Origin of the sequence: Mycobacterium sp. GA-1841 (assembly GCF_001954135.1) — a bacterium.
Lineage (GTDB): Bacteria > Actinomycetota > Actinomycetes > Mycobacteriales > Mycobacteriaceae > Mycobacterium.
This window is the reverse complement of sequence record NZ_MBEQ01000116.1, coordinates 1-22,078: the sequence shown is the minus strand read 5'-3', so window position 1 is coordinate 22,078 and position 22,078 is coordinate 1. Positions and strand designations below refer to the sequence as shown.

Genomic DNA, 22,078 nt, shown 5'->3' with positions numbered 1-22,078 from the left:
GGTCAGAACGGTTCCTCGGTGCCGCCGGGGTTGCAGCCGGTGGCCAGCATCACCTCGGGGCTGACCTCCGGCCGCCACGGTTCGAGATTCCAACTGGTCTTGCCGGGCTCGGCGAGTTCGGCGAAGGTCCAGTGACACAGGAATTGCTCGCGCATCCCGGGTAGGTCGGCGTCGGGCGACAACGTCAGCACCTCGGCCCAGGCGCGCTCGGCCTCACCGGCGGTGCCGGGTTGGCGGGTCAGCGCACGGGCAGTGTCGGTCGGGTAGACCCGCAAGCTCGACAGGTCACCCCATTTGGCCCATTCCACGTGGTCGACGTAGACGTGGTCGACGGCGGCTGCGGCCGGGGCGAAGGTCGTCGGGCCGGCGGTCAGCGCCGTGCCCAGCACGGCCCCTGCCGCGCCGAGCGCGGCCAGCGACGAACACATCGGCTCAGCGCGACTTTCCCTGGATCTCGAGCAGCTTCGGCCGGACGTCGACGAGATAGATACCGGTGGCGCAGGCCGAGATCGCGGCGCCGAAGGCATCGCGCAGGAGCAGTGCCAGCAGCAGGCCAACCCCGAGGATGGCCAACCACACCGGCTTGGTCAGCTTGCCGGTGGCCGTGTAGGCGTCCGGGCGCTGCATGGCCGCGTGCACGAGCGCATAGACGCCCACGACGAACACGGCGACGACGATGACAAAAAGAATGACGCCCGCAAGGTTGGCAAGTTGCACCTCACCAGCCTATGCGGGCGTCATCGCAGCGTCGACCGACAGGGGCACCCCGCCCCTGCCGGTCGGTCCGCTTGTTACTTCTGGGTGACCTTCTTGGCCGGAGCCTTCTTGGCCGGAGCCTTCTTGGCCGGGGCGGCCTTCTTGGCAGCCGGGGCGGTCTTCTTGGCGGGAGCCGGAGCCGCCTTCTTCTCGGGAGCGGACTTCTTGGGCAGCTCCACGCCCACCAGCTTGGCGGCACGCTCACCGACGGCGCGGGTCTGCGAGGCCACGGTGCCCAGCGCGTCCTGGGTCAGCTCGGTGACCTGGTCGGTGTAACCCTCGACCCGGTTGGCGGCTTCCTCGATGGCCGGCTGGCTGCGCAGGCGCTCCAGCGCTGCCTCGCCCCGCTCCACGAGCTTGTTGTAGGTGGCGGTGGCCTGATCGGCGTAGCCCTCGGCGGCCTTGCGCAGCTCCTCGGAGTTGAACTTGTCGCGCAGCTCCTCGAACTGGGTGGGCAGGTCTTCCTGCAGCTTGGTCAGCCGGGCGCGGCCTTCTTCGACGCGGGTGTTGGCGTCGGTGCGGGCCTCTTCGGCCCGCTCACGCAGGCTGGCGACGATCTCGTTGACCGTGGCCAGGGCCAGGTCGGCGGCGCCGACTGCGGCGAGCAACGGGGCCTTGAGGTCTTCGATGGTGGGCTGGTTCTTCTCGGTCATGTGAGTTCCTTTCTCGTAGAGCTGTTTTCGCGTGAATGGTTATCGGGTAGCACGTGCGGTGTCAGTCAGTCGGCTCAGTTGTCGGCTCCTCACCTGCGTCGGCTTCGTTCTGCTGACGAAACGAGGTGTAGATGTCGAGCAGCACCTGCTTCTGCCGCTCGGTGATCCCCGCATCGTTGACGATGGCGTCGCGGACCTCGCTGGGCTCGCTGGGCTCCAAGATTCCGGCGCGCACATAGAGCACTTCCGCGGACACCCGCAGCGCCTTCGCGATCTGGTTGAGCACGTCGGCGGAGGGTTTCCGCAATCCCCGTTCGATCTGACTCAGGTAGGGATTGCTGACGCCGGCCTTCTCGGCCAGCTGCCGAACCGATACCTGTGCCGCCTCACGCTGGGCTCGGATGAAGCTCCCGATGTCCTGCGCAGCGTTGGAGACGACAGCAGCGAGATTCTCGTCTTGCGCCATGTCATTCCCCTCGTAGCCCGGGTATCCGTTAACGACAATTTTCACGCTACGACGGGGTGCTAACTTTTGCAAGCACTAGTTAGCGCAGGTCAGAAGAGTAGTTGCGCTATCGAATAGATGACCAGGCCCGCCAACGACCCCACCACGGTGCCGTTGATCCGGATGAACTGCAGGTCACGACCCACATGGAGCTCGATCCGCCGGCTCGCCTCGTCGGCATCCCAGCGTTCGATGGTCTCGGTGATTATCGCTGTGATCTCGGTCCCATACTCACCCACCAGGTGTTTCGCACCCCGGATGATCCAGCTGTCGACCTTGTCCCGCAGTTCGGCATCGTCGCGCAACGACTCGCCGATGCGCATCACCGAGTCGGCGATCCGGGTGCGCAACGCCGACGACGGGTCGTCCACCGATTCCAGGATGATCCGCTTGGCTGCCGCCCAGGCCGTCTCCGCCGCTCGCGTCACCTCGTCGCGACCCATGATCTGTTCCTTGACGTTCTCGGCACGCTGGATCGTCGCCTCGTCGTTCTGCAGGTCGTCGGCGAACTCGAACAGGAACTTCGTCGCCGAGCGGCGTAGCTCATGGTCGGGATTACGGCGCACCTTGTCGGTGAAATCCATCAGCTCCCGGTGGATCCGGTCACCGACCAGGTGATCCACCCAGCGCGGCGACCAGGTCGGCGAATCCCGCTCGATGACGCGCTCGATCACCTCGCCGGCGTTCAGCGACCACTGGAACGCCCGGTCGCACAACAGCTGGATCAAGGCCTCCTGCCGGCCCTCCTGCAGCAGCGTCGAGAGCACCCGGCCGATCGGCGGACCCCACTTCGGCTCGGCGATGCGCTTGACGATCATCCGGTCCAGGACGTGCTGAACGTCCTCGTCGCGCAGCATCTCCACCCCGACGCGCAGCACCGTGGACGCTTCGGCAGCGACCCGCTCGGCATGCGGGCGGTCAGCCAGCCACTTGCCGAGCCGGCCCCCGACCTGGGCATCCCGCAGTTTCGTCGCGATCACCTCGGGAGACATGAAGTTCTCCCGGACGAACGTGCCCAGACCCTCGCCCAGCTGGTCTTTCTTGCGTTTGATGATCGCGGTGTGCGGGATCGGCAGGCCGAGGGGGTGTTTGAACAGCGCCGTCACCGCGAACCAGTCCGCCAGCGCGCCGACCATGCCGGCCTCCGCGGCGGCCCGCACGTACCCCACCCAACCGCCGGCGCCGCGGGACTGCGCCCAGGTGCACAGCAGGAAGACCACGGTCGCCCCGAGCAGGAAACTCAGCGCCACCAGCTTCATGCGCCGCAAAGCCCGGAGACGCTCGGCGTCGGCGGCGCTGTCCGCCCCGGCCAGCGTCTCGGCAAAACTCGGCCGCGGGGCAGGCAACGCGCGCAAACCGGCGTCGGATCGATGTGCCACGTATCCATCATCCACAACTGCGCCGATTCGGCGTCGCACCCACAGGTCGGCAGCCCTCGATCGGCCGTACTATTAAGCGGAACTAGGGAATGGGATTACTGCGACTGTGGCACAGCAGACTCCGGTGACGGTGAAAACCGACGGACGAAAGCGGCGCTGGCACCAGCACAAGGTGGAGCGCCGTAATGAACTCGTAGACGGCACCCTCGAGGCGATTCGGCGCCGCGGCAGCAATGTCAGCATGGACGAGATCGCCGCGGAGATCGGCGTATCCAAGACCGTGCTCTACCGCTACTTCGTCGACAAGAACGATCTCACCACCGCGGTGATGATGCGGTTCGCCCAGACCACGTTGATCCCGAACATGGCGGCCGCCCTGTCGTCGAACCTCGACGGGTTCGACCTGACCCGCGAGATCATCAAGGTTTACGTCGAAACCGTTGCGGCCGAGCCGGAACCGTATCGCTTCGTGATGGCGAACAACTCGGCGAGCAAGAGCAAGGCGGTCGCCGACTCCGAGCAGATCATCGCGCGCATGCTGGCAGTGATGCTGCGTCGCCGGATGGCACAGGTCGGCATGGACACCCGAGGTGCGGAGGCATGGGCGTTCCACACCGTCGGCGGCGTCCAGCTGGCCACCCACTCGTGGATGTCGAACCCCCGCATGAGCACCGACGACCTGATCGACTACCTGACCATGCTGTCCTGGAATGCCCTGTGCGGCATCGTCGAAGTCGGCGGCTCGCTGGAGAAGTTCAACTCACAACCGCACCCCTCCCCGGTATTACCGCCCCAACTGCTTGACTGAACGGGTGAGCAACGACGATCTGCCTACCCTGTGGACCCACCAACCACACGAGCACCTGGCATTCCGCCGCGGCGACCAGGTCGCGCACATCGACACCGACAGCACGCCCGGATTCCGTGGCACCAAGAACGATGCGCCCACCCTGCAGACCGAGCGCAATCTGCGCCTGGCCTCGCTGCAGGAGATGCTCTATGCCCGGTCCAAAAGTGGTGACGACAACCGCTCGGTACTGCTGATCCTGCAGGGCATGGACACCGCCGGCAAAGGCGGAATCGTCAAACACGTTGTGGGCGCGGCCAATCCGCAGGGCGTGCGGTACACCAGCTTCGGTAAACCGTCCGAGGAGGAACGCGCCCACCACTACCTGTGGCGGATTCGCAATGCCCTGCCGCCGGCCGGCCATATCGGTGTATTCGACCGCTCGCACTACGAGGACGTGCTCGTCGTGCGCGTACACAACCTGGTGCCCCCGGATGTCTGGGGCGCCCGCTATGACGAGATCAACGCCTTCGAACGCGAGTTGGTCGATGCCGGCACCACATTGGTGAAGGTGGCGATGTTCGTCTCATTGGCCGAACAGAAGGACCGCCTGGCCGAGCGACTGGAACGGCCGGACAAGTACTGGAAATACAACCCGGCCGACATCGACGAGCGCCTGCTGTGGCCCAAATACCAGGAGGCCTATCAGGCCATGCTGGACAAGACCTCCACCGACTACGCACCGTGGCACATCGTGCCGTGCGACAAGAAGTGGTACAGCCGGTTGGCCATCACCGAACTGCTCATCGAGGCGCTCAAAGGCCTCAACATGTCCTGGCCGCCGCCGGACTTCGACGTCGAGGAGGAGAAGAAGCGGCTGGCCGACGCCTAGAAATACACGCCTAGAAATACTCGCCTAGAAATACACGTCGAGGGTGCACTCAGATCGCGTTTCTAGCTGATCTCGCGATCTGGATGCACCCTCGGCGCAAAAAACTACTTGACGAGCGTGAACTGACCGATGTTGGTGATGCCGCGACGGAAGAAGTCGGCGCAACCGGTCAGGTACTTCATGTAGCGGTCGTAGACCTCCTGGCCCTGCATGGCGATGGCCTCGTCCTTGGCCGCCTCCAGGTTGGCCGCCCACATGTCCAGCGTGCGCGCGTAGTGCGGGCGCAGCAGGTGGGTGCGCTCCAGCTTGAAGCCCGAACCGTCGGCCAGCTTCTCAATGTCCTCGACCGCCGGCAGCTGCCCACCGGGGAAGATCTCCTCGCCGATGAACTTCATGAACTTCAGATCGCTGATCGTCAGCTTGATGTTGTTTTCCCGGAAGTACGCCTGGGTGTGGGCCAGGATCGTGTGCAGCAGCATCCGGCCGCCGTTCTCCGGCAGGATGCTGTAGGCGCGCTCGAAGAAGATCGGGTAACGCTCCTGCTTGAACGCCTCGAACGCGCCGATCGACACGATGCGGTCGACGGGCTCGTCGAACTCTTCCCAACCCTGCAGCCGGATGTCGACGCTGCGGTTGGTGTCGATCTTGGCCAGCCGCTCACGGGCGTACTCCGACTGCGCCTTGCTCAGCGTGATGCCGATGACGTTGACGTCGAACTTGGTGATGGCCCGCTCCAGGGCGCCACCCCAGCCGCAACCGATGTCGAGCAGCGTCATGCCCGGCTTGAGGTCGAGCTTGCCCAGCGCAAGATCGAACTTGGCGTTCTGCGACTCGTCGAGGTCCATGTCCTCGCGTTCGTAGTAGCCGCAGGTGTAACCCATGGTGTTCCCGAGGAACAGGGCGAAGAAATCGTTGGAGATGTCGTAAATCGACTGCGATTCTTCGTAATACGGCGCCAATTCGGACTCGACGTTGGACATGCGAAAAATTACCTCTTTGCGTTTTCTGCTGCTGACGACCGACAGTTTGGGGGCCGACGCGTGTTTTCCACGCAGACTCGTTTGAGTGAGCCAGCAGGCCCTACTGTGGCTAGACTAGCTAAGCCTCGGCCAGAGTGCCAGCGCGGGTGGCGTCGTCACTTGCTCAGTACTTGTAGAAGCCCTGGCCCGATTTTTTGCCGAGCTGCCCTGCTTCCACCATGCGCAACAACAGCGGCGGTGCGGCGTACAAAGGCTCTTTGAACTCGTCAAACATCTTGTCGGCGATGAGTTTGAGGGTGTCCAAACCAACCAGGTCCGACAGCCGCAGTGGGCCCATCGGATGCGAAAGCCCCGCCACGATCGCCTTGTCGACATCGTCAATTGTGGCAAAGCCACCTTCGACCATGCGGATGGCCGACAACAGGTAAGGCACCAGCAACGCATTGACCACGAAACCGGACCGGTCAGAACAACGGACGACCTGTTTTCCGAGGATGGCGCTGGCGAATTCCTCGACGCGCTCGGCGGCGGCATCTGCGGTCACCAGAGTGCTGACCAATTCGACCAGTGGCAACACCGGAACCGGGTTGAAGAAGTGCAGGCCGAGAACCCTGTGAGGATTCTGGGTGGCTGCTGCCAGTTTCATGATCGGGATGCTGGAGGTGTTGGAGGCCAGCACCGCGTCGGGGTCGGTGATGACGCTGTCCAGCTCGGCGAAGATCTTGGCCTTGACATTCTCGTCCTCGATGACGGCCTCGATGACCAGCTGACGGTCGGCGAGGTCGGCCAGCGTCGTGGTGAAGTTCAGCTTGTCCAGCGCGGCGTCCTTCTCCCGCTCGGTGACCTTGCCGGCGCTGACGGCGCGTTCGAGCGACTTGGTGATGCGATTGCGACCCGCGGTGACCAGCGCGTCGTTGGTCTCGAACACCAGCACGTCGACGCCGGCACGCGCGGACACCTCGGCGATACCGGCACCCATCTGGCCGGCTCCGATCACGCCTACTCGTTCAATTTGATTGCTCACGACTGCTAATTCACTTTCGTCTCAAGTTCCGGACATGCGACAGGCCCCGCCCAAGAATTCTGAGCGGGGCCTGCGCTGTCAACCTGTGTCGGTCGAAGGCCTAGTGGCTCCGGCTAGTCGGTTCCACTTCGCAAGCTCAGTGGAACTGGCCCTCTTCGGTGGAACCGGACAGCGCGGTGGTCGAGCTGTTCGGGTCAACCGTGGTGGCGATCCGGTCGAAGTAGCCGGCGCCGACCTCACGCTGGTGCTTGGTGGCGGTGTAACCGCGCTCCTCGGCGGCGAACTCGCGCTCCTGCAGCTCGACGTAGGCCTTCATCTGCTCGCGGGCGTAGCCGTGGGCCAGATCGAACATCGAGTAGTTCAGGGCGTGGAAGCCGGCCAGCGTGATGAACTGGAACTTGAAGCCCATCGCGCCCAGCTCGCGCTGGAACTTGGCGATGGTGTCGTCGTCGAGGTGCTTCTTCCAGTTGAACGACGGCGAGCAGTTGTAGGCCAGCATCTGGTCCGGGAACTCGCTCTTGACGCCCTCGGCGAACTTCTTGGCCAGCTCCAGGTCCGGGGTGCCGGTCTCCATCCAGATCAGGTCGGAGTACGGCGCGTAGGCCTTGGCGCGGGCAATGCAGGGCTCGAGGCCGTTCTTCACGTGGTAGAAGCCCTCGGAGGTGCGCTCACCGGTGATGAACGGGCGGTCACGCTCGTCGACGTCGGAGGTGATCAGGGTGGCGGCCTCGGCGTCGGTGCGGGCGATGACGACGGTCGGGACGTCGGCGACGTCGGCGGCCAGGCGAGCCGAGGTCAGGGTGCGGATGTGCTGCTGGGTCGGGATCAGCACCTTGCCACCGAGGTGGCCGCACTTCTTCTCCGAGGCGAGCTGGTCTTCCCAGTGCGAACCGGCGACACCGGCGGCGATCATGGCCTTCTGCAGCTCGTAGACGTTGAGCGCACCACCGAAGCCGGCCTCACCGTCGGCGACGATCGGGGCGAGCCAGTTCTCGACGGAGGTGTCGCCCTCGACCTTGGCGATCTCGTCGGCGCGCAGCAGCGCGTTGTTGATGCGGCGAACGACCTGCGGCACCGAGTTGGCCGGGTACAGGCTCTGGTCGGGGTAGGTGTGGCCGGACAGGTTGGCGTCACCGGCGACCTGCCAGCCCGACAGGTAGATGGCCTTCAGGCCGGCGCGGACCTGCTGGACGGCCATGTTGCCGGTCAGCGCGCCCAGCGCGTTGACGAAGTCCATGTCGTGCAGCTGCTCCCACAGCACCTCGGCGCCGCGGCGGGCCAGGGTGGCCTCCTCGACGACGGAGCCCTGCAGGGCGACCACGTCGGCCGGGGTGTAGGTACGGGTGATGCCCTTCCAGCGGGGGTTGTGATCCCAGTCGTGCTGGATCTGCTCCGGTGACTTGGGGGTGCCCACGGTCGACATAGGACTGCTCCTTCGGTTTGGTTCAGTTGCTCCGTCGCCGCACCGCTCGCTGATTGCTAACGCCTTGGCAACTTCACTGATGTGCTAGCTCGACGATGACACAGCACATATCCGCAGGTCCACCCGTTTCAGTTGCCAACTTTCGCCAAAGCGCTTAGCTAATTTGCAAAGCTTGTGAAGAAATATGATGGCTGTACCGGTTCAGAAGCTACCCACGAGTAACTCAAAGGTGCAGGTCAGTACGCTCGTACTGTTAAACCGGCCGGGGTCAGAGCGAGAACAGTGAGGCGATCGCTTTCGTCTCGTCGCCGACCGCATATGTGAGCGTTCTAACAGTCCGATCGGAGAGCTCTTCGCCGAATTTGTCGGTCGATCCGGCCGGGTGCACGTGCGACAGGATCTCGAGTTTCTCGCCCAGGGCGACCGCGGCATCGTGCTCGATGGTCACCCGGAGCGGCTTCTCCAGGAGTTCGGGATGGGAGTACAGGTAGTCCTCGATCACCGTCCAGTAGACCGAGTTGTTCATGTGGTCGAACAGATCGATGTCGGACACCCGCACGGGGTACTCACGGACCTCCACCGCATCCTCGCGACTGCCGGCCTTCAGGTAGGACTTCCACCGCAGCCTGGCCTCGTCGGTGGTGCGCCGCAGCCCGGCCAGGAAGTCATCGGAGATGCGGGCCGGGCCCTGCGTCTCGCGGTTGATGTTGATCCAGAACGCCTCGGATTCCATCAGGCCGCCCTTGCGTCCATCGATCCGCACCCGCATCTCACACCAGCGGTTGGACGTCCCCGAACACCACCGCCGCATCCGCAGCATGTCCTGGAACTCGATCGGACGGATCAGGTCGATCATCGTGCGCCGCACGATCCACAGGGGGTGGGTCTCCTCGAAGCCGAGTTCACGTAGGTGATCGGAGCCGATGTCCTGGATGTGACGGGCGGCGGCGTCGAACCGCAACCGGCCGACCCGGTCGATGTCGCCGACCCGCAGCGGCCACTCCCGATCGAAAACATCGGGGTGGGGGTCAGGCACCGGCATCATCACCTTGTTGAGTCCGGTGGTCGTATTCTGCGCGGTTCCCGCCATGGCCATCTCCCAGTCGCTGTCGCCTGAGCCGATCATGCCAGGCAGCCCGATGATGCCAGTAGTGCCAAATCTGCAAACAATGCAAAGTGCGTCTTCGCAGGCTTGTAGGCTATTTGACGTGGCAAAAACGTTCGTGGGCTCGCGGGTGCGACAACTGCGGAGCGAGCGTGGGTTCAGCCAGGCCGCCCTGGCACAGATGTTGGAGATCTCTCCCAGCTATCTCAACCAGATCGAGCACGACGTACGCCCGCTGACGGTCGCGGTGCTGCTGCGCATCACCGAGGTGTTCGGCGTGGACGCGACGTTCTTCGCGCCTCATGACGACACCCGACTGGTCGCAGAGATGCGTGAGGTGACACTCGACCGCGATCTCGGCGTCGAGATGGACGTCGCCGAGGTTGCCGACCTGGTGGCCGCCCATCCGAATTTCGCCCGTGCGCTGGTCAACCTGCACCGCCGCTATCGACTGACCACCACACAGCTGGCCGCGGCCACCGAGGACCGGTACTCCGACGGCAGCGGCAGCGGCTCGATCACCATGCCGCACGAAGAGGTGCGGGACTACTTCTACCAACGCCAGAACTATCTGCACGAATTAGACACTGCCGCAGAGGATCTCACCGCAAAGATCCGTATGCATCGCGGCGATCTGGCCGGTGAGCTGGCCAACCGGCTGACCACCGTGCACGGCGTGCGGATCGTACGACGCATCGATCTGGGCGACACCGTGCTGCACCGCTTCGACCCGGCCACCAAAACCCTGGAGATGAGCAACCATCTGGGCAGCGGTCAGCAGGTGTTCAAGATGGCAGCCGAACTCGCCTTCCTGGAGTTCGGCGAGCTCATCGACAAACTCGTCGACGAGGGCATGTTCACCAGCGCCGAGTCCCACACCCTGGCCCGGCTCGGTCTGGCCAATTACTTCGCCGCCGCAACCGTGCTGCCCTACCGGCAATTTCATGACGTGGTCGAGAATTTCCGCTACGACGTGGAACGGCTGTCGGCGTTCTACTCCGTGAGCTACGAGACCATCGCCCACCGGCTGTCCACGCTGCAGCGTCCCTCGATGCGTGGCGTGCCGTTCTCGTTCGTCCGGGTCGACCGGGCCGGCAACATGTCAAAACGCCAGTCCGCCACGGGCTTCCACTTCTCCTCCTCAGGAGGCACCTGCCCGTTGTGGAATGTGTACGAGACCTTCGGCAACCCGGGCAAGATCGGCGTCCAAATTGCCCAGATGCCCGACGGGCGCAACTACATGTGGGTGGCCCGCACCGTGGAGCGCCGCGCCTCGCGCTATGGGCAACCCGGCAAGACCTTCGCCATCGGGCTGGGGTGCGAACTGCGCCATGCCCATCGGCTGGTGTACTCCGAAGGACTGGACCTCTCCGGCGAGGTCGCCACACCCATCGGCTCGGGTTGTCGGGTGTGCGAACGGGACAACTGCCCACAACGTGCATTCCCGGCCCTCGGCAAGGCCCTCGACCTCAACGAGCACCGCTCGACGGTGTCGCCGTATCTGGTGCGCCAGCCCTGACGACCTCTCGCCCGCCGTGACGCTGCTGCCCCGCGCGCCGTTTTCCACCACTGGGTTGTCGCGACGGCCGAACGACCGCCCTGCGGTAGAAACCGGTGCGGCCTCCGCACCCCCGGCACCTGTGCCAGACTCGGCGGGGTGAGTGCACTCGAGCCGGCCCGCATCGCACCGGGCGGATTCCGCGAGCTGGGCCCGGTCGGCTGGGCCATCGCCAAGCTGGGCGCCAGGGCCATCCGGGCACCGAGGTTCACCCTGATGAACGTCCTGGGCCAGCACAAGCTGTTGTTCTTGGCGTGGCTGCCGTATTCCGGGGTGCTGCTCGGCCCACTGGGCAAGTTACCGCGTCAGGATGCCGAGCTGGTCATCCTTCGGGTGGGCCACCTCCGGGATTGTGAGTACGAGCTGCAGCAGCACCGGCGGTTGGCCCGCAGCCGCGGGGTGGACGCCGAGACGCAGGCCCGCATCTTCGAGGGGCCCGACGCCGACGGGCTCACCGACCGCCAGCGGGTGTTGATCACCGCGACCGACGAGTTCGTCGTCACCCGGTCGGTCTCGGCGGAAACGTGGGCCGCCCTGGCCGCCATCCTCACCAAGCAGCAACTCATCGAATTCTGCATGCTGGCAAGCCAATACGACGGCCTGGCCGCCACCATGACCACGCTGCGGATCCCGCTGGACTTTCCCGACTAGCGATTTCGGTGCATTTGGTAACGCCCACCGTTACCGGATGCACCCAAATCACGCTCCTAGAGGTAGGTGACCCCGAGCAACACCAGGGAGAACACCACCGGCGACACCGGCAGGGCCCACAAGAACACCGCCCACGTGTGCTCTTTCTGCCGATACTTGCGCCGGCCGAAGTATGCGCCGGCCGCGCCGCCGATCAGGGACAGCGCGGCCACCAAGAGCGCCCAGATGGTCACCCGGGAGCCCTCGGTCGCCACGGTGATGGCGGTCAGCCACAGGATGTGGCCGAGCACCAATCCGGATATGCCGGCGACGATTTCGTTTCTCAAAAGTTGATCATGTGGCCGGTCAGCCCGTGGAAGCACTCCTGCAGCGCCTCCGACAGGGTCGGGTGGGTGTGCACGTTGCGGGCCAACTCGTTGGCGGTCAGGTCCCACTTCTGAGCCAGGGTCAGCTCCGGCAACAGCTCGGACACGTCCGGTCCGATCAGATGTCCGCCGATCAGTTCGAGGTGCTTCTTGTCGGCGATCAGCTTCACGAAACCGGTCGGGTCGGCCAGGCCGTGCGCCTTGCCGTTGGCCGTGAACGGGAACTTGGCGACGACGACGTCATAGCCCTCTTCTTTGGCCTGTTCTTCGGTGAGCCCGAAGCTGGCCACCTGGGGCTGGCAGAACGTGGCCCGCGGCATCATCCGGTAGTCACCGAGCGCCAGAGTCTCTGCGCCGCCGATGGTTTCGGCCGCAACCACGCCCTGCGCCTCGGCCACGTGGGCGAGCTGGAGCTTGCCGGTGACATCGCCGATGGCGTAGATGTTCGGCACGTTGGTGCGCATGTAGTCGTCGATGCCGATGGCCTTGCGGTCGGTCAGCGCCACCCCGGCGGCCTCCAGACCAAAGCCTTCGACGTTGGGCGCAAAGCCGATGGCCTGCAGCACCTTGTCGGCTTTGAGTTCCTCGGTCTTGCCGTCCTTGCTGACCGTCACGGTGACCGTCGAACCATCATCTGAAATGCCCTCGACCTTGGTGCCGGTGAGGATCTTGACGCCCAGCTTCTTGTACTGCTTCTCGATCTCCTTGGAGACCTCGGCGTCCTCGTTGGGCAGCGCGCGCGGCAGGAACTCGACGATGGTGACGTCGACACCGTAGTTCTTCAGCACGTAGGCGAACTCCATGCCGATGGCACCGGCGCCGGCGATGATGATCGAGCCCGGCAACTCGCGCGAGAGGATCTGGGTTTCGTAGGTGACGACGTTCTCGGACAGCGAGGTGCCCGGTACCAGCCGGGTCGACGAGCCGGTGGCGATGATGGCGTTGTCGAAGGTGAGCTCCTCAGTTCCGCCTTCGTTGAGCTTCACCGTCATCGCGTTGGGTCCGGTGAAGCTTCCGTAGCCGTGGACCTCGGTGATCTTGTTCTTCTTCATCAGGAAGTGCACGCCGGCGACGCGGCCGTCGGCCACCTTGCGGCTGCGGTCGAAGGCGGCGCCGTAATCGAAGGTGGCCTCGCCACTGATACCGAAGGTCTTGGCTTCCTTGTTGAAGATGTGCGCGATCTCCGCGTTGCGCAGCAACGCCTTGGACGGGATGCACCCGACATTGAGGCACACGCCGCCCCAATATTTGGGTTCGACAATTGCGGTATTCAGCCCCAGTTGGGCGGCACGAATGGCCGCGACGTATCCACCGGGCCCGGCTCCGAGAACGACAACGTCAAAGTGGGTCACGAACCCACCCTAGTGGGCCGCGCAATGGATCTATCGGGCGATCCAGCCGAACACGTAGGCGCCGTAGAAGACCGCCGCTGCCGCCATCGCCGCCAGCGGGGCCGACATCAACGCGATGGCCAGGGCCGATATCACCGGTTTGCGCTGGGCCGTGGAGGCCAGCAGCGCCCCGACCGTGGTGACGACGACGTAGGCGAGCACGACGAACACCGGCCAGGTTTTGTCCACCGATTGGAACCAGTAGTAGTACAGGCCGGCCCCGGCCGCCGCGGAGACGAACCACACCCCGGCCAGCACACCCACGAACGTCCACCACTTGACATACAGGTAGGAGCCCTCGACCACGATGGACGAGGCCGGGGCAGCCAACGGAGCCGAAGGCGCGTCGTCGAGGACGGGTTGCGGTGTGTCCGGCTCCTCCACCGCGACAGGCGATGGATCCTCGACGGCGACGATCTCGTTCTCGCCCGTGTCGAACAGCGGGGTGAAGTCTGCGGTGGAGGTGTCGAGGTTCTCAGGCATGGGAGGCCACCTGGATGATCGTCAACGCGGAGAACCAGCCAGGCGCGACGGCCAGGACGAAGGCGCCGAACGTCGTGACCCAGCGTCGCCCGGAAACCAGGACCAGCAGGATCCCGAGGACACCGGGCACTCCGAGGACGAGGGCGATCACCACATCGGGCCGCACGGTGGCCGTCACCAACAGGGACGTGGCGACCCCGGCCAGAAGCCCGACGGCGACGCCGACCGACATTGCGGCGGTCAGCAGCCACGCTCGCGGCAGCGGAATCACTCTTCGACGATAACGCCGCGACCGGTGACGACCCGCTATATCTGCGCGGCGCGTCCCTGCGGGACCGGACAGGCGTCGGCGGCTTCGTCGACGATGTGGCTGCCGGTGTCGGGTGGGCGCACACCGGCGCTGTACTGCGCGCCGGTTACCGGGGTCTGCGCGCCGAGCAGGTTGTTCTCGTCGTCGGTGAAGGCACGGCCACGGGACAGGAACCGCATGCCTTCGGGCGCTTCCAGGCTGAAGCCGCCGCCCCGGCCGGGCACCACGTCGATCACCAGCTGGGTGTGCTTCCAGGCGTCGAACTGTGGCCCGGAGATCCAGACCGGCACGCCCGTCCCGACGTCGAGGATGGCCAGCAGGATGTCCCGATCGCCCACGATGAAGTCACCGTCGGGGTAACACATCGGCGACGACCCGTCACAGCAGCCGCCGGACTGGTGGAACATCAGGGCCCCATGCCGTTCCTGCAGCCGGGCCAGCAGGTCGACGGCGGCCGCGGTGATGAGGGCCCGTGCGGGTGCCTGGCCCATCACAACCTCGCTTCTTCTCGACAATGGTGTTGTTCAGCTCACAGTACGCCGGGTGGTCACAATGGACGGGTGGCGGACGATCCCTTTCTGTGGCTTGAGGACATCACGGGCGACGACGCGTTGGCGTGGGTGCGTGCCCACAACGAGCCGACGATCGCCGAGTTGAGCGGCGAACGATTCGAAGCGATGCGTTCGGAGATCTTGGAGATCCTCGACACCGACGCGCGGATCCCTTATCCGGGCCGGCGCGGCGAGTACCTGTACAACTACTGGCGCGACGAGGCGAACCCGCGCGGCCTGTGGCGGCGCACGACGCTTCAGAGCTACCGCACCGATGACCCGGACTGGGACGTGATCCTGGACCTGGACGAGTTGGCCCGCGCCGAGGACGAGAACTGGGTGTGGGCCGGGCCCGAGGTGATCGAGCCCGACCACACCCTCGCCATGATCAGCCTGTCACGCGGCGGCGCCGACGCCACCGTGGTCCGCGAGTTCGACATGCGGACAAAGGAATTCGTCGACGGCGGGTTCGAGCTGACCGAGGCCAAATCGTCGGTGTCCTGGGAGGACGAGGACACGCTGCTGGTGTGCACCGACTTCGGTGAGGGCTCGATGACCGAATCGGGTTATCCGCGGATCACCAAGCGCTGGCGCCGTGGCCAGCCGTTGGCCGCGGCCGAGACGGTCTACGAGGCCGAGCCGACCGATGTGCGGGTGATCGCCTCGATCGACCGGACACCCGGTTTCGAGCACACCCGGTTGGGCCGCTACACCGACTTCTACCACCGCATCCGTTATGAGTTGCGCGACGGTGAGTTGATCGAGATCAAGGTGCCGACCGACTCGTCGCTGTCGCTGCACCGCGAGTGGCTGTTGATCTCGTTGCGGACCGACTGGCAAGTTGGGGACGTCACCTACCCCGCCGGCGCGCTGCTCGGCACCAAGTTCGATGATTTCCTTTCCGGCACCGCCGATCTCGCGATGATCTACGAGCCAGACGCGCACAGTTGCCTGTCCGCCGCGCAGTGGACGAAGGACAAGCTGATCCTGATCACGCTGCGCGACGTCGCCAGCCATGTCGAGGTCGTCACCCCGGGCACCTGGGAACGACGCGACGCACCCGACATTCCGCCGGCCGCCGACACCATCGTCGTCGACATCGACCCCTTCGGTGACGAGGTGTTCTACAACTCAAGCGGATTCACCACCCCGTCACGGTTGCTGTACGGCACCGCAGGCGGTCCGCTGGTTCAGGTGAAGTCGGCTCCGGAGTTCTTCGACGCCGACGGAATCCGCGTCGAGCAGTTCTTCGCCACGTCCGCCGACGGCACTGAAATCCCGTATTTCGTCGTTGGACGCCGCGACGAGCCGAGCCCCACCTATCTGTACGGCTATGGCGGGTTCCAGAATTCGTTGACACCCGGCTATATCGGTGGGATCGGCCGGGGGTGGCTGGCCCGCGGCGGCACCTATGTGCAGGCCAACATCCGCGGCGGCGGCGAGTACGGGCCCGGGTGGCACAAGCAGGCGATGCGGGAGAACCGCCACCTGGTGTACGAAGATTTCGCCGCGGTCGCCGCCGATCTGGTGCGCCGCGGCATCACCACCGTCGAGCAGCTCGGCGCATCCGGCGGCAGCAACGGTGGGCTCTTGATGGGCGTCATGTTGACCCACTACCCGGAACTGTTCGGGGCGTTGGTGTGCAGCGTGCCGCTGCTGGACATGAAGCGGTTTCACCTGCTGCTCGCCGGTGCGTCGTGGGTGGCCGAATACGGCAATCCCGACGACCCGGCAGACTGGGAATTCATGTCGAAATATTCGCCCTACCAGAATATTTCGATGGAGGCATCGTACCCGCCGATCCTGATCACCACCTCGACGCGTGACGACCGGGTACATCCCGGGCACGCCCGGAAGATGACGGCGGCACTGGAGGCGGCCGGGCATCGCGTGCTGTACTACGAGAACATCGAAGGCGGGCACGGCGGTGCGGCCGACAACAAGCAGGCCGCATTCAAATCCGCGCTGACCTACGAATTCCTCTGGCAGACGCTGGACGCATGAGGCTTGCGGCCTCGTTCTGACATCAAGTTTGTTTTCGACACCAGGGTGGCCACTCGGCGGGAACGACGACCATGACGTCGAAAGCGGTGCCACCCCGTCACCCGGTATGGTCCAGAAATCTCGTCGGGCCGACGTCCTGACGACTCGAATCACGGGGGATGGAGTCGATGAACTACCCGCCTCACGGCTATCCGCCTCCGGGCGGCCAGTATCCGTCCGGAATGCCGGGCCAGTATCCGTCCGGAATGCCCGGCCCGTTCCAGTTTCCCGGTCAGCCGCCCTATCCCTTTCCAATGGGTGGGCCACCGCTCATGGGTCAGGTTCCGCCACAGCAACCGCCACCGCGCAAGAGCAAGAAGTGGTTGGCGTTCGTGGTGGTTGCGCTGGTCGTGATCGCCGTGGCGGGGGTGGGGACGGTGCTGTGGCGCTCGAACTCCGGAAACAGCGAAAGCCCTTCCGTGGATACGGCTTCCGGCCCGCAGGCCGGACCCCTGCCTGATCCTCCGGCGCCGTTGGGTGCGCTGCGTCCGCCCCGCGATATCCAGATGGCGTCGCCCCGAGAGCCTACGGTAGATCCGAAGTGAAGTTACCGGACAGACAGAAGGCCACACCTGCTCGGGGGCGATGCCCACACCGTTGTGGTCGGCCTGGAAGACCACGGCCTCATGGCTCTGGACGCGGCAACTGGCGCCGCACGCTGGCCTGAGTCGGTATCGCCGGCCGATGTAGACCTCAAGAAGTTCAACCAGGGTGACTGCGTGGTCGATCGCGCGGCCACAACCATCGGCTGCGCCCTGTCCACCGGTGACGGCCTCAAGGAAGTGTTGGTTTTCCTCGACACCGAGACCGGTGTCGAAAAACATCACGAGATCGCGGCCGGCAGATCGGGTGCGGACCTTTACTCAGCCGGTGACGGGTTCGTGGTCGCAACCGATGGGGAGCTGGTCGGATACCAGCCCGACGGCACCGAAATGTGGCGCGTCGACAATCGCACCAACGCGGGTGTGGACGTGTACGGCGATCAGGCGGTCATCATCATCGCCGTGCCGGGTGGCCCGGGACGGGTGGTCGATGCGAACTCCGGTCGCACGATCGTCGAGGCCCCGGTCGTCGACAGCGGTATGGCTTTCGCCGGCGGCTTTGCGTTGTCAAACTCCGCAGCGATCGACTTTTACGACTTCACCGGGGCGAAAACGGCGTCGGTAACTGCCGACGGCTTCCGGCTGATCGACAACGACCAGAGCTTCACCGCCTCGTCCGGGACCTACTATCCGGTGGCGTTCAACCCGTCCAAGGGTGGTTTGCGTGCATACGATCCGGCTACCGGCGTCATCCTGTGGTCGGTGGGAATGGTGACGCCGAACCAAACCGCCAAAGTCGTCGGATTCGGCAGCGGCAAAACATGTTTCCTCGCCCTGCTGAACGACAGTGCCGAACGCTCGGCGTCGCTTATTACACAGGAATGCGGCACTTCCAGCACCAACGTGTACCTGATGATAACCGCGGACTACCCGGACCAGATTCACGCCTGGGTGCAAGGCTATGACGGTGAAAACGTTCTGGTGAACTCAAGCGGAAAGGTGCACGGGGTGGTGTGCCTGGACGTAGCACGCGGGCAGGAAGTCTGGCAGAAACAGAACAACGACATGATCGGTGCGAAGTGGCTCGGCGATGGGTTGTTTTCCGCGTCGACGGGAGGCATACAGGGCGTACACCGGTGGGCGTGAAGCTGCCGCAACGGGTTTCAGTCCCGGCGCCGCAGCCCACCCAACAACGCCACGATGATGCCGAATATCACCAGGCCACCACCGGCGGCCAGGGTGAGGTTGAGCCATTGGTGCAGACTGTCGATCGCGTGGCCCACCATGGCGTCGGCGATCTGACGGATGTCGCCGCTGGTGTGGTTGAGCGCCCCGTTGAGGTAGCGTCGGCCGACCTCCAGCCCGGCCCAGCCGCCGGCGCCCACAAGTAGCGCGGAAATACCCAGGGCGGCAAGGGTCTTACCACGCGCTCGGGCGGCCGCCAGAGTGAGCAAGGCGAAGACGCCCGCGAGCACGGTCACCCCGACACTGACCCACGGGCCCCACACGGCCAGCGGACGCAGGATCCCGGGCCGCAAACGCTCGGGTGCCGACGATGCGATCGGAACCGTAAGGGTCTGTGGCACTTGGACTCCGAAGCCGTCTAGGGTGTCACGGAACGAGGGGTCCGACAGCATCGGGGCCAGGTCGACGACCCAGCTGCCATCCTCGTTGCGGGACAACCGGTCGGTGAACATCCATGTGTGTGCGAGCTGATTGGCCAGCGCGAATTGACCGGGAAAGTCCGCGCCCGCGGTGTAGGCGCCCGCGACGGCACGGATGCGCCGGGCGTCTGCCTGCGTCCCGTTCTGGGCGGCCAGGGTTTGCACCTGGGTGGTCAGTTCACCGGCCACCGCCTCCTGCAACTGCGGATCGGTGGCTGCGGTTTCGGCGAAGGACGAATAGCCCTGCTGGTCGATGATGTTCTTCTGCACCCACACCGAGGGCACCGCCGCGGCCAGCAGAATCGTCGTCAACACCCACAGGAACAGCGTCATGACGAAGCGCACGCCGTCCTCCTATTCCCGGGCGGCGGTCAGACGGGTCAGTCCGACAGGGCGCGCCCCACGATCAGCGGATCAGCGTGGCCGACCACGTCAAAATCCTTGTTGTCGTAGTCGAACTTACCGAGCACGTAGCGCATGGCGTTGATGCGGGCGCGTTTCTTGTCGTTGCTCTTCACCACGGTCCAGGGCGCGATTTCGGTGTCGGTCCAGGCGAACATCTCTTCTTTCGCCAGGGTGTAGTCGTCCCATTTGTCCAGGGACGCCAGGTCGGTGGGCGAGAGTTTCCACTGCCGCACCGGATCGACCTGGCGGATGGTGAAGCGGGTGCGCTGCTCGGACTGCGTGACGGAGAACCACAACTTGGTCAGGCTGACGCCGTCGTTGACCAGCATCTGTTCGAACAACGGTGCCTGACGGATGAATTCAGCGTGTTGTTTGGGCGTGCAGTAGCCCATCACCCGTTCCACGCCGGCACGGTTGTACCAGGACCGGTCGAACAGCACGATCTCACCGGCGGCCGGCAGGTGCTGGACGTAGCGCTGGAAATACCACTGGGTGCGTTCTTTTTCCGTCGGCTTCTCCAGCGCGACGACGCGGGCGCCGCGGGGGTTGAGATGCTCCGTGAACCGTTTGATCGTGCCGCCCTTGCCGGCGGCGTCACGTCCCTCGAAGACGATGACGTGCCGCAGGCCATTGGCCTGGCTCCACTTCTGCAGCTTGAGCAGTTCGATCTGCAGGAGCCGCTTCTGTTCCTCGTACTCGTGGCGCAACATGCGGTCGTCGTACGGGTAGTTCTCCCGCCAGGTGTCGACCACCTCGCCGCCGGGTTCCAGCAGCAGCACGGGGTCGTCATCGTCATCGTCGCGGACGGCGTAGCCGGTGATGTCGAGAGTCACCGGCCGACGGTATCCACCCCGGCGAACACCGAAGTGTCGCCGGGGTGAACGTCCGGTGGTGCTACTTCGCGGTGCGGCGCGGACGCGCCAGGGCCAGCTTGGTCATCATCTTGTTCATCCGGCCCAACGCCTTCTCGGAGTTGTTGTAGTACGTGCCGCCGGCACCCACGCTGGTGCGCGGCACGACCACGGTCTCCTGCTTGCAGAACTTGCGCACCCCGTCGACGCCGCCGAAGCGGGCGCCGATGCCCGAGGTCTTCCAGCCACCCATCGGGGCGGTGGTGCACATCAGGTTGGAGATCACGTCGTTGACGTTGACGGCGCCACAGTCCAGCTGCAGCGCAACCTTTTTCGCCCGCTCGACATCCTTGGAGAACACCGAGGCGCTCAACCCGTACGGGCTGTCGTTGGCCAGGCGCACCGCCTCTTCGACCGAAGACACCTTCATGATCGGCAGCGTCGGTCCGAAGGTCTCCTCGGACATGCAGGCCATCGAGTGATCGACGTCGACGAGCACGGTGGGCTCGAAGAAGCTGCCGCCGCCCTCGGGGCGCTTGCCGCCCGTCAGTGCCTTGGCGCCGGCCGCGACGGCCTCGTTGACGTGGCGCTCGGTGATGGCGACCTGGCTCTCGTCGATCTGGGCGCCGAAGTGGTAGCCCTCACCGGTACCCATCTTGAGGTCCTCCACGGCTTTCACGGTGGCGGCGACGAACTGGTCGTACACCGACTCGAGGGCATAGACCCGCTCGACGGACACACACGTCTGACCGGCGTTGAACATCGCACCCCACACCGCGGCGTTGGCGGCGAGCTCGACGTCGGCGTCTTCGAGCACGATCATCGGGTCCTTGCCGCCGAGCTCCAGGCTCACCGGGGTCAGGCGGCGCGCGGCGCGCTCCATCACCTTGGCGCCGGTCGCCGAGGAACCGGTGAACTGGATGTAGTCGGCGTTGTCGATGACGGCCTCGGAGACCGCGCGGGCACCCTGCGCCAGCGCGAACACCTCGGGCGCACCGGAATCCAGCCAGCCCCGCAGCAGTACCTCAGCGGTCAGCGGGGTGCGCTCGGACGGCTTGAGCAACACCGCGCAGCCGGCGGCCAGCGCGCCGATGGCATCCATCATGGCGTTGGCCACGGGGTAGTTCCACGGCGCGATGATCCCGACGACGGGACGCGGCCGGTAGTGCACAGCGATCTTCTTGATCGACAGGAAGGCCAGCGGGGCGGGACGAGAATCCGGCGCCATCGCCTTCTCCACGACCTTGATGTAGTACGAGAGGATCATGATCAGCAACGGCACCTCTTGGGCGGCGTCCATCGCTGACTTGCCGGTCTCGGCGATCAGGAGCTTTTCGATCTCCTCACGGTGCTCACCCAGCCATACCGCGTAGCGGGCGAGCACCTTCGCGCGGCCCTTGGCGCCGCGGGCTTCCCATTCTTTCTGGGCCTCCCGCAGGCCGGCCGCGATGCGTGGCACGTCGGCGGCATCGGTCCAGGTCACCTGGCCTGCGACGGCGCCGGTCGCGGGGTTGTGAATGGTGCCGGAACCCGAGAACTCTCCGGTCAGATCTACATCTGGCGTCGCTGTCATGGTGCCTATGTTAATCACCATTTGTGACCCACGTCGCAGCGGGGTTGACACCTGTCAAGTGTGGCTCGGCGCGGGCATGCGCCGAGCGTGCATCCAGATCGCCCAGACGGCCTCAGACTCAAGTGGTCGCTGCGATACCTGATTCGTTGAGGGGTGTTGCAGATGGGGTTTCGCAAGCATGGCAGCA

General features: G+C 65.0%; 24 protein-coding genes. 7 read left to right on the top strand and 17 right to left on the bottom strand.

Going from position 1 to position 22,078, the window contains the following annotated elements; genetic code table 11:
- Window positions 1-2: 2 nt before the first annotated feature.
- The 5 genes from A5740_RS26505 to A5740_RS26485 all read right to left on the bottom strand — a co-directional run bounded on the left by A5740_RS26505 (window position 3) and on the right by A5740_RS26485 (window position 3,308).
- Window positions 3-428, bottom strand: coding sequence for a DUF2599 domain-containing protein (locus A5740_RS26505; protein ID WP_076199162.1), 426 nt, complete (start codon window positions 426-428; stop codon window positions 3-5).
- Window positions 429-432: 4 nt separating this feature from the next.
- Window positions 433-717, bottom strand: coding sequence for a DUF2516 family protein (locus A5740_RS26500; RefSeq protein ID WP_076199160.1), 285 nt, complete (start codon window positions 715-717; stop codon window positions 433-435).
- 74 nt (window positions 718-791) lie between these two features.
- Window positions 792-1,409, bottom strand: coding sequence for a heparin-binding hemagglutinin (locus A5740_RS26495; RefSeq protein WP_076199158.1), 618 nt, complete (start codon window positions 1,407-1,409; stop codon window positions 792-794).
- Window positions 1,410-1,470: 61 nt separating this feature from the next.
- Complete coding sequence (locus tag A5740_RS26490; protein WP_076199156.1) at window positions 1,471-1,875, bottom strand: helix-turn-helix domain-containing protein; 405 nt, start codon at window positions 1,873-1,875, stop codon at window positions 1,471-1,473.
- 89 nt (window positions 1,876-1,964) lie between these two features.
- Window positions 1,965-3,308 (bottom strand): DUF445 domain-containing protein, encoded by a 1,344-nt coding sequence (locus A5740_RS26485; RefSeq protein ID WP_371454813.1) that lies wholly within the window; start codon window positions 3,306-3,308, stop codon window positions 1,965-1,967.
- Window positions 3,309-3,399: 91 nt separating this feature from the next.
- Between A5740_RS26485 and A5740_RS26480 the strand changes: the two genes are divergently transcribed.
- On the top strand, window positions 3,400-4,101 hold the full coding sequence (locus A5740_RS26480; protein ID WP_076199154.1) for a TetR/AcrR family transcriptional regulator: 702 nt from the start codon (window positions 3,400-3,402) through the stop codon (window positions 4,099-4,101).
- Window positions 4,102-4,105: 4 nt separating this feature from the next.
- On the top strand, window positions 4,106-4,972 hold the full coding sequence (locus A5740_RS26475; RefSeq protein WP_076199152.1) for a polyphosphate kinase 2 family protein: 867 nt from the start codon (window positions 4,106-4,108) through the stop codon (window positions 4,970-4,972).
- A gap of 104 nt (window positions 4,973-5,076) precedes the next feature.
- Here the strand turns inward: A5740_RS26475 and A5740_RS26470 are convergent, their stop codons facing one another.
- The 4 genes from A5740_RS26470 to A5740_RS26455 form a co-directional block, all read right to left on the bottom strand.
- Entirely contained in the window at window positions 5,077-5,952 is an 876-nt protein-coding gene (locus tag A5740_RS26470) for a cyclopropane mycolic acid synthase family methyltransferase (protein WP_076199150.1), read from the bottom strand.
- 163 nt (window positions 5,953-6,115) lie between these two features.
- Window positions 6,116-6,976: a 3-hydroxybutyryl-CoA dehydrogenase gene (locus A5740_RS26465; protein ID WP_076199148.1), complete on the bottom strand. Its 861-nt coding sequence runs from the start codon at window positions 6,974-6,976 to the stop codon at window positions 6,116-6,118.
- 136 nt (window positions 6,977-7,112) lie between these two features.
- Window positions 7,113-8,399: an isocitrate lyase gene (aceA, locus tag A5740_RS26460; protein ID WP_076199146.1), complete on the bottom strand. Its 1,287-nt coding sequence runs from the start codon at window positions 8,397-8,399 to the stop codon at window positions 7,113-7,115.
- Between the two features lie 268 nt (window positions 8,400-8,667).
- The gene (locus tag A5740_RS26455) at window positions 8,668-9,489 is read right to left on the bottom strand and encodes an acyl-[acyl-carrier-protein] thioesterase (protein ID WP_076199178.1); all 822 of its coding nucleotides are present in this window, start codon (window positions 9,487-9,489) and stop codon (window positions 8,668-8,670) included.
- Between the two features lie 118 nt (window positions 9,490-9,607).
- Here A5740_RS26455 and ramB point away from each other — a divergent pair, with 118 nt between their 5' ends.
- Window positions 9,608-11,023, top strand: coding sequence for an acetate metabolism transcriptional regulator RamB (ramB, locus tag A5740_RS26450; protein WP_076199144.1), 1,416 nt, complete (start codon window positions 9,608-9,610; stop codon window positions 11,021-11,023).
- Between the two features lie 138 nt (window positions 11,024-11,161).
- Complete coding sequence (locus tag A5740_RS26445) at window positions 11,162-11,713, top strand: carboxymuconolactone decarboxylase family protein (protein ID WP_076199142.1); 552 nt, start codon at window positions 11,162-11,164, stop codon at window positions 11,711-11,713.
- A gap of 56 nt (window positions 11,714-11,769) precedes the next feature.
- On the opposite strand, the gene A5740_RS26440 is transcribed toward A5740_RS26445, so the two are convergent.
- The 5 genes from A5740_RS26440 to A5740_RS26420 are packed head-to-tail and all read right to left on the bottom strand — an operon-like array spanning window position 11,770 to window position 14,753.
- A complete protein-coding gene (locus A5740_RS26440) occupies window positions 11,770-12,039 on the bottom strand; it encodes a hypothetical protein (RefSeq protein ID WP_076199140.1) in 270 nt (89 codons plus the stop codon).
- A complete protein-coding gene (gene lpdA / locus A5740_RS26435; RefSeq protein WP_076199138.1) occupies window positions 12,036-13,430 on the bottom strand; it encodes a dihydrolipoyl dehydrogenase in 1,395 nt (464 codons plus the stop codon). Before lpdA ends, A5740_RS26440 begins: the two co-directional genes overlap by 4 nt.
- Before the next feature lie 30 nt (window positions 13,431-13,460).
- Window positions 13,461-13,952, bottom strand: a complete 492-nt coding sequence (locus A5740_RS26430) for a hypothetical protein (protein WP_076199136.1) — start codon at window positions 13,950-13,952, stop codon at window positions 13,461-13,463.
- The gene (locus A5740_RS26425) at window positions 13,945-14,223 is read right to left on the bottom strand and encodes a putative holin (protein ID WP_076199134.1); all 279 of its coding nucleotides are present in this window, start codon (window positions 14,221-14,223) and stop codon (window positions 13,945-13,947) included. The genes A5740_RS26430 and A5740_RS26425 overlap by 8 nt, the downstream gene beginning before the upstream one ends.
- Window positions 14,224-14,258: 35 nt before the next feature.
- Complete coding sequence (locus A5740_RS26420; RefSeq protein ID WP_076199132.1) at window positions 14,259-14,753, bottom strand: DUF779 domain-containing protein; 495 nt, start codon at window positions 14,751-14,753, stop codon at window positions 14,259-14,261.
- A gap of 69 nt (window positions 14,754-14,822) precedes the next feature.
- Here A5740_RS26420 and A5740_RS26415 point away from each other — a divergent pair, with 69 nt between their 5' ends.
- From A5740_RS26415 to A5740_RS26405, 3 genes are all read left to right on the top strand, one after another.
- On the top strand, window positions 14,823-16,817 hold the full coding sequence (locus tag A5740_RS26415) for a prolyl oligopeptidase family protein (protein WP_076199130.1): 1,995 nt from the start codon (window positions 14,823-14,825) through the stop codon (window positions 16,815-16,817).
- A gap of 167 nt (window positions 16,818-16,984) precedes the next feature.
- On the top strand, window positions 16,985-17,401 hold the full coding sequence (locus tag A5740_RS26410) for a hypothetical protein (protein WP_139335361.1): 417 nt from the start codon (window positions 16,985-16,987) through the stop codon (window positions 17,399-17,401).
- Window positions 17,402-17,428: 27 nt separating this feature from the next.
- Window positions 17,429-18,544 carry a PQQ-binding-like beta-propeller repeat protein gene (locus tag A5740_RS26405; RefSeq protein WP_256386384.1) on the top strand — a complete coding sequence of 372 codons (1,116 nt, stop codon included), beginning with the start codon at window positions 17,429-17,431 and terminating at the stop codon, window positions 18,542-18,544.
- Window positions 18,545-18,561: 17 nt separating this feature from the next.
- Here A5740_RS26405 and A5740_RS26400 read toward each other — a convergent pair whose 3' ends face one another.
- The 3 genes from A5740_RS26400 to A5740_RS26390 all read right to left on the bottom strand — a co-directional run bounded on the left by A5740_RS26400 (window position 18,562) and on the right by A5740_RS26390 (window position 21,891).
- The gene (locus A5740_RS26400) at window positions 18,562-19,407 is read right to left on the bottom strand and encodes a hypothetical protein (RefSeq protein ID WP_076199124.1); all 846 of its coding nucleotides are present in this window, start codon (window positions 19,405-19,407) and stop codon (window positions 18,562-18,564) included.
- 35 nt (window positions 19,408-19,442) lie between these two features.
- On the bottom strand, window positions 19,443-20,300 hold the full coding sequence (gene ppk2, locus A5740_RS26395) for a polyphosphate kinase 2 (RefSeq protein ID WP_076199122.1): 858 nt from the start codon (window positions 20,298-20,300) through the stop codon (window positions 19,443-19,445).
- A gap of 61 nt (window positions 20,301-20,361) precedes the next feature.
- The gene (locus A5740_RS26390) at window positions 20,362-21,891 is read right to left on the bottom strand and encodes an aldehyde dehydrogenase family protein (protein ID WP_076199120.1); all 1,530 of its coding nucleotides are present in this window, start codon (window positions 21,889-21,891) and stop codon (window positions 20,362-20,364) included.
- Between the last annotated feature and the right edge of the window lie 187 nt (window positions 21,892-22,078).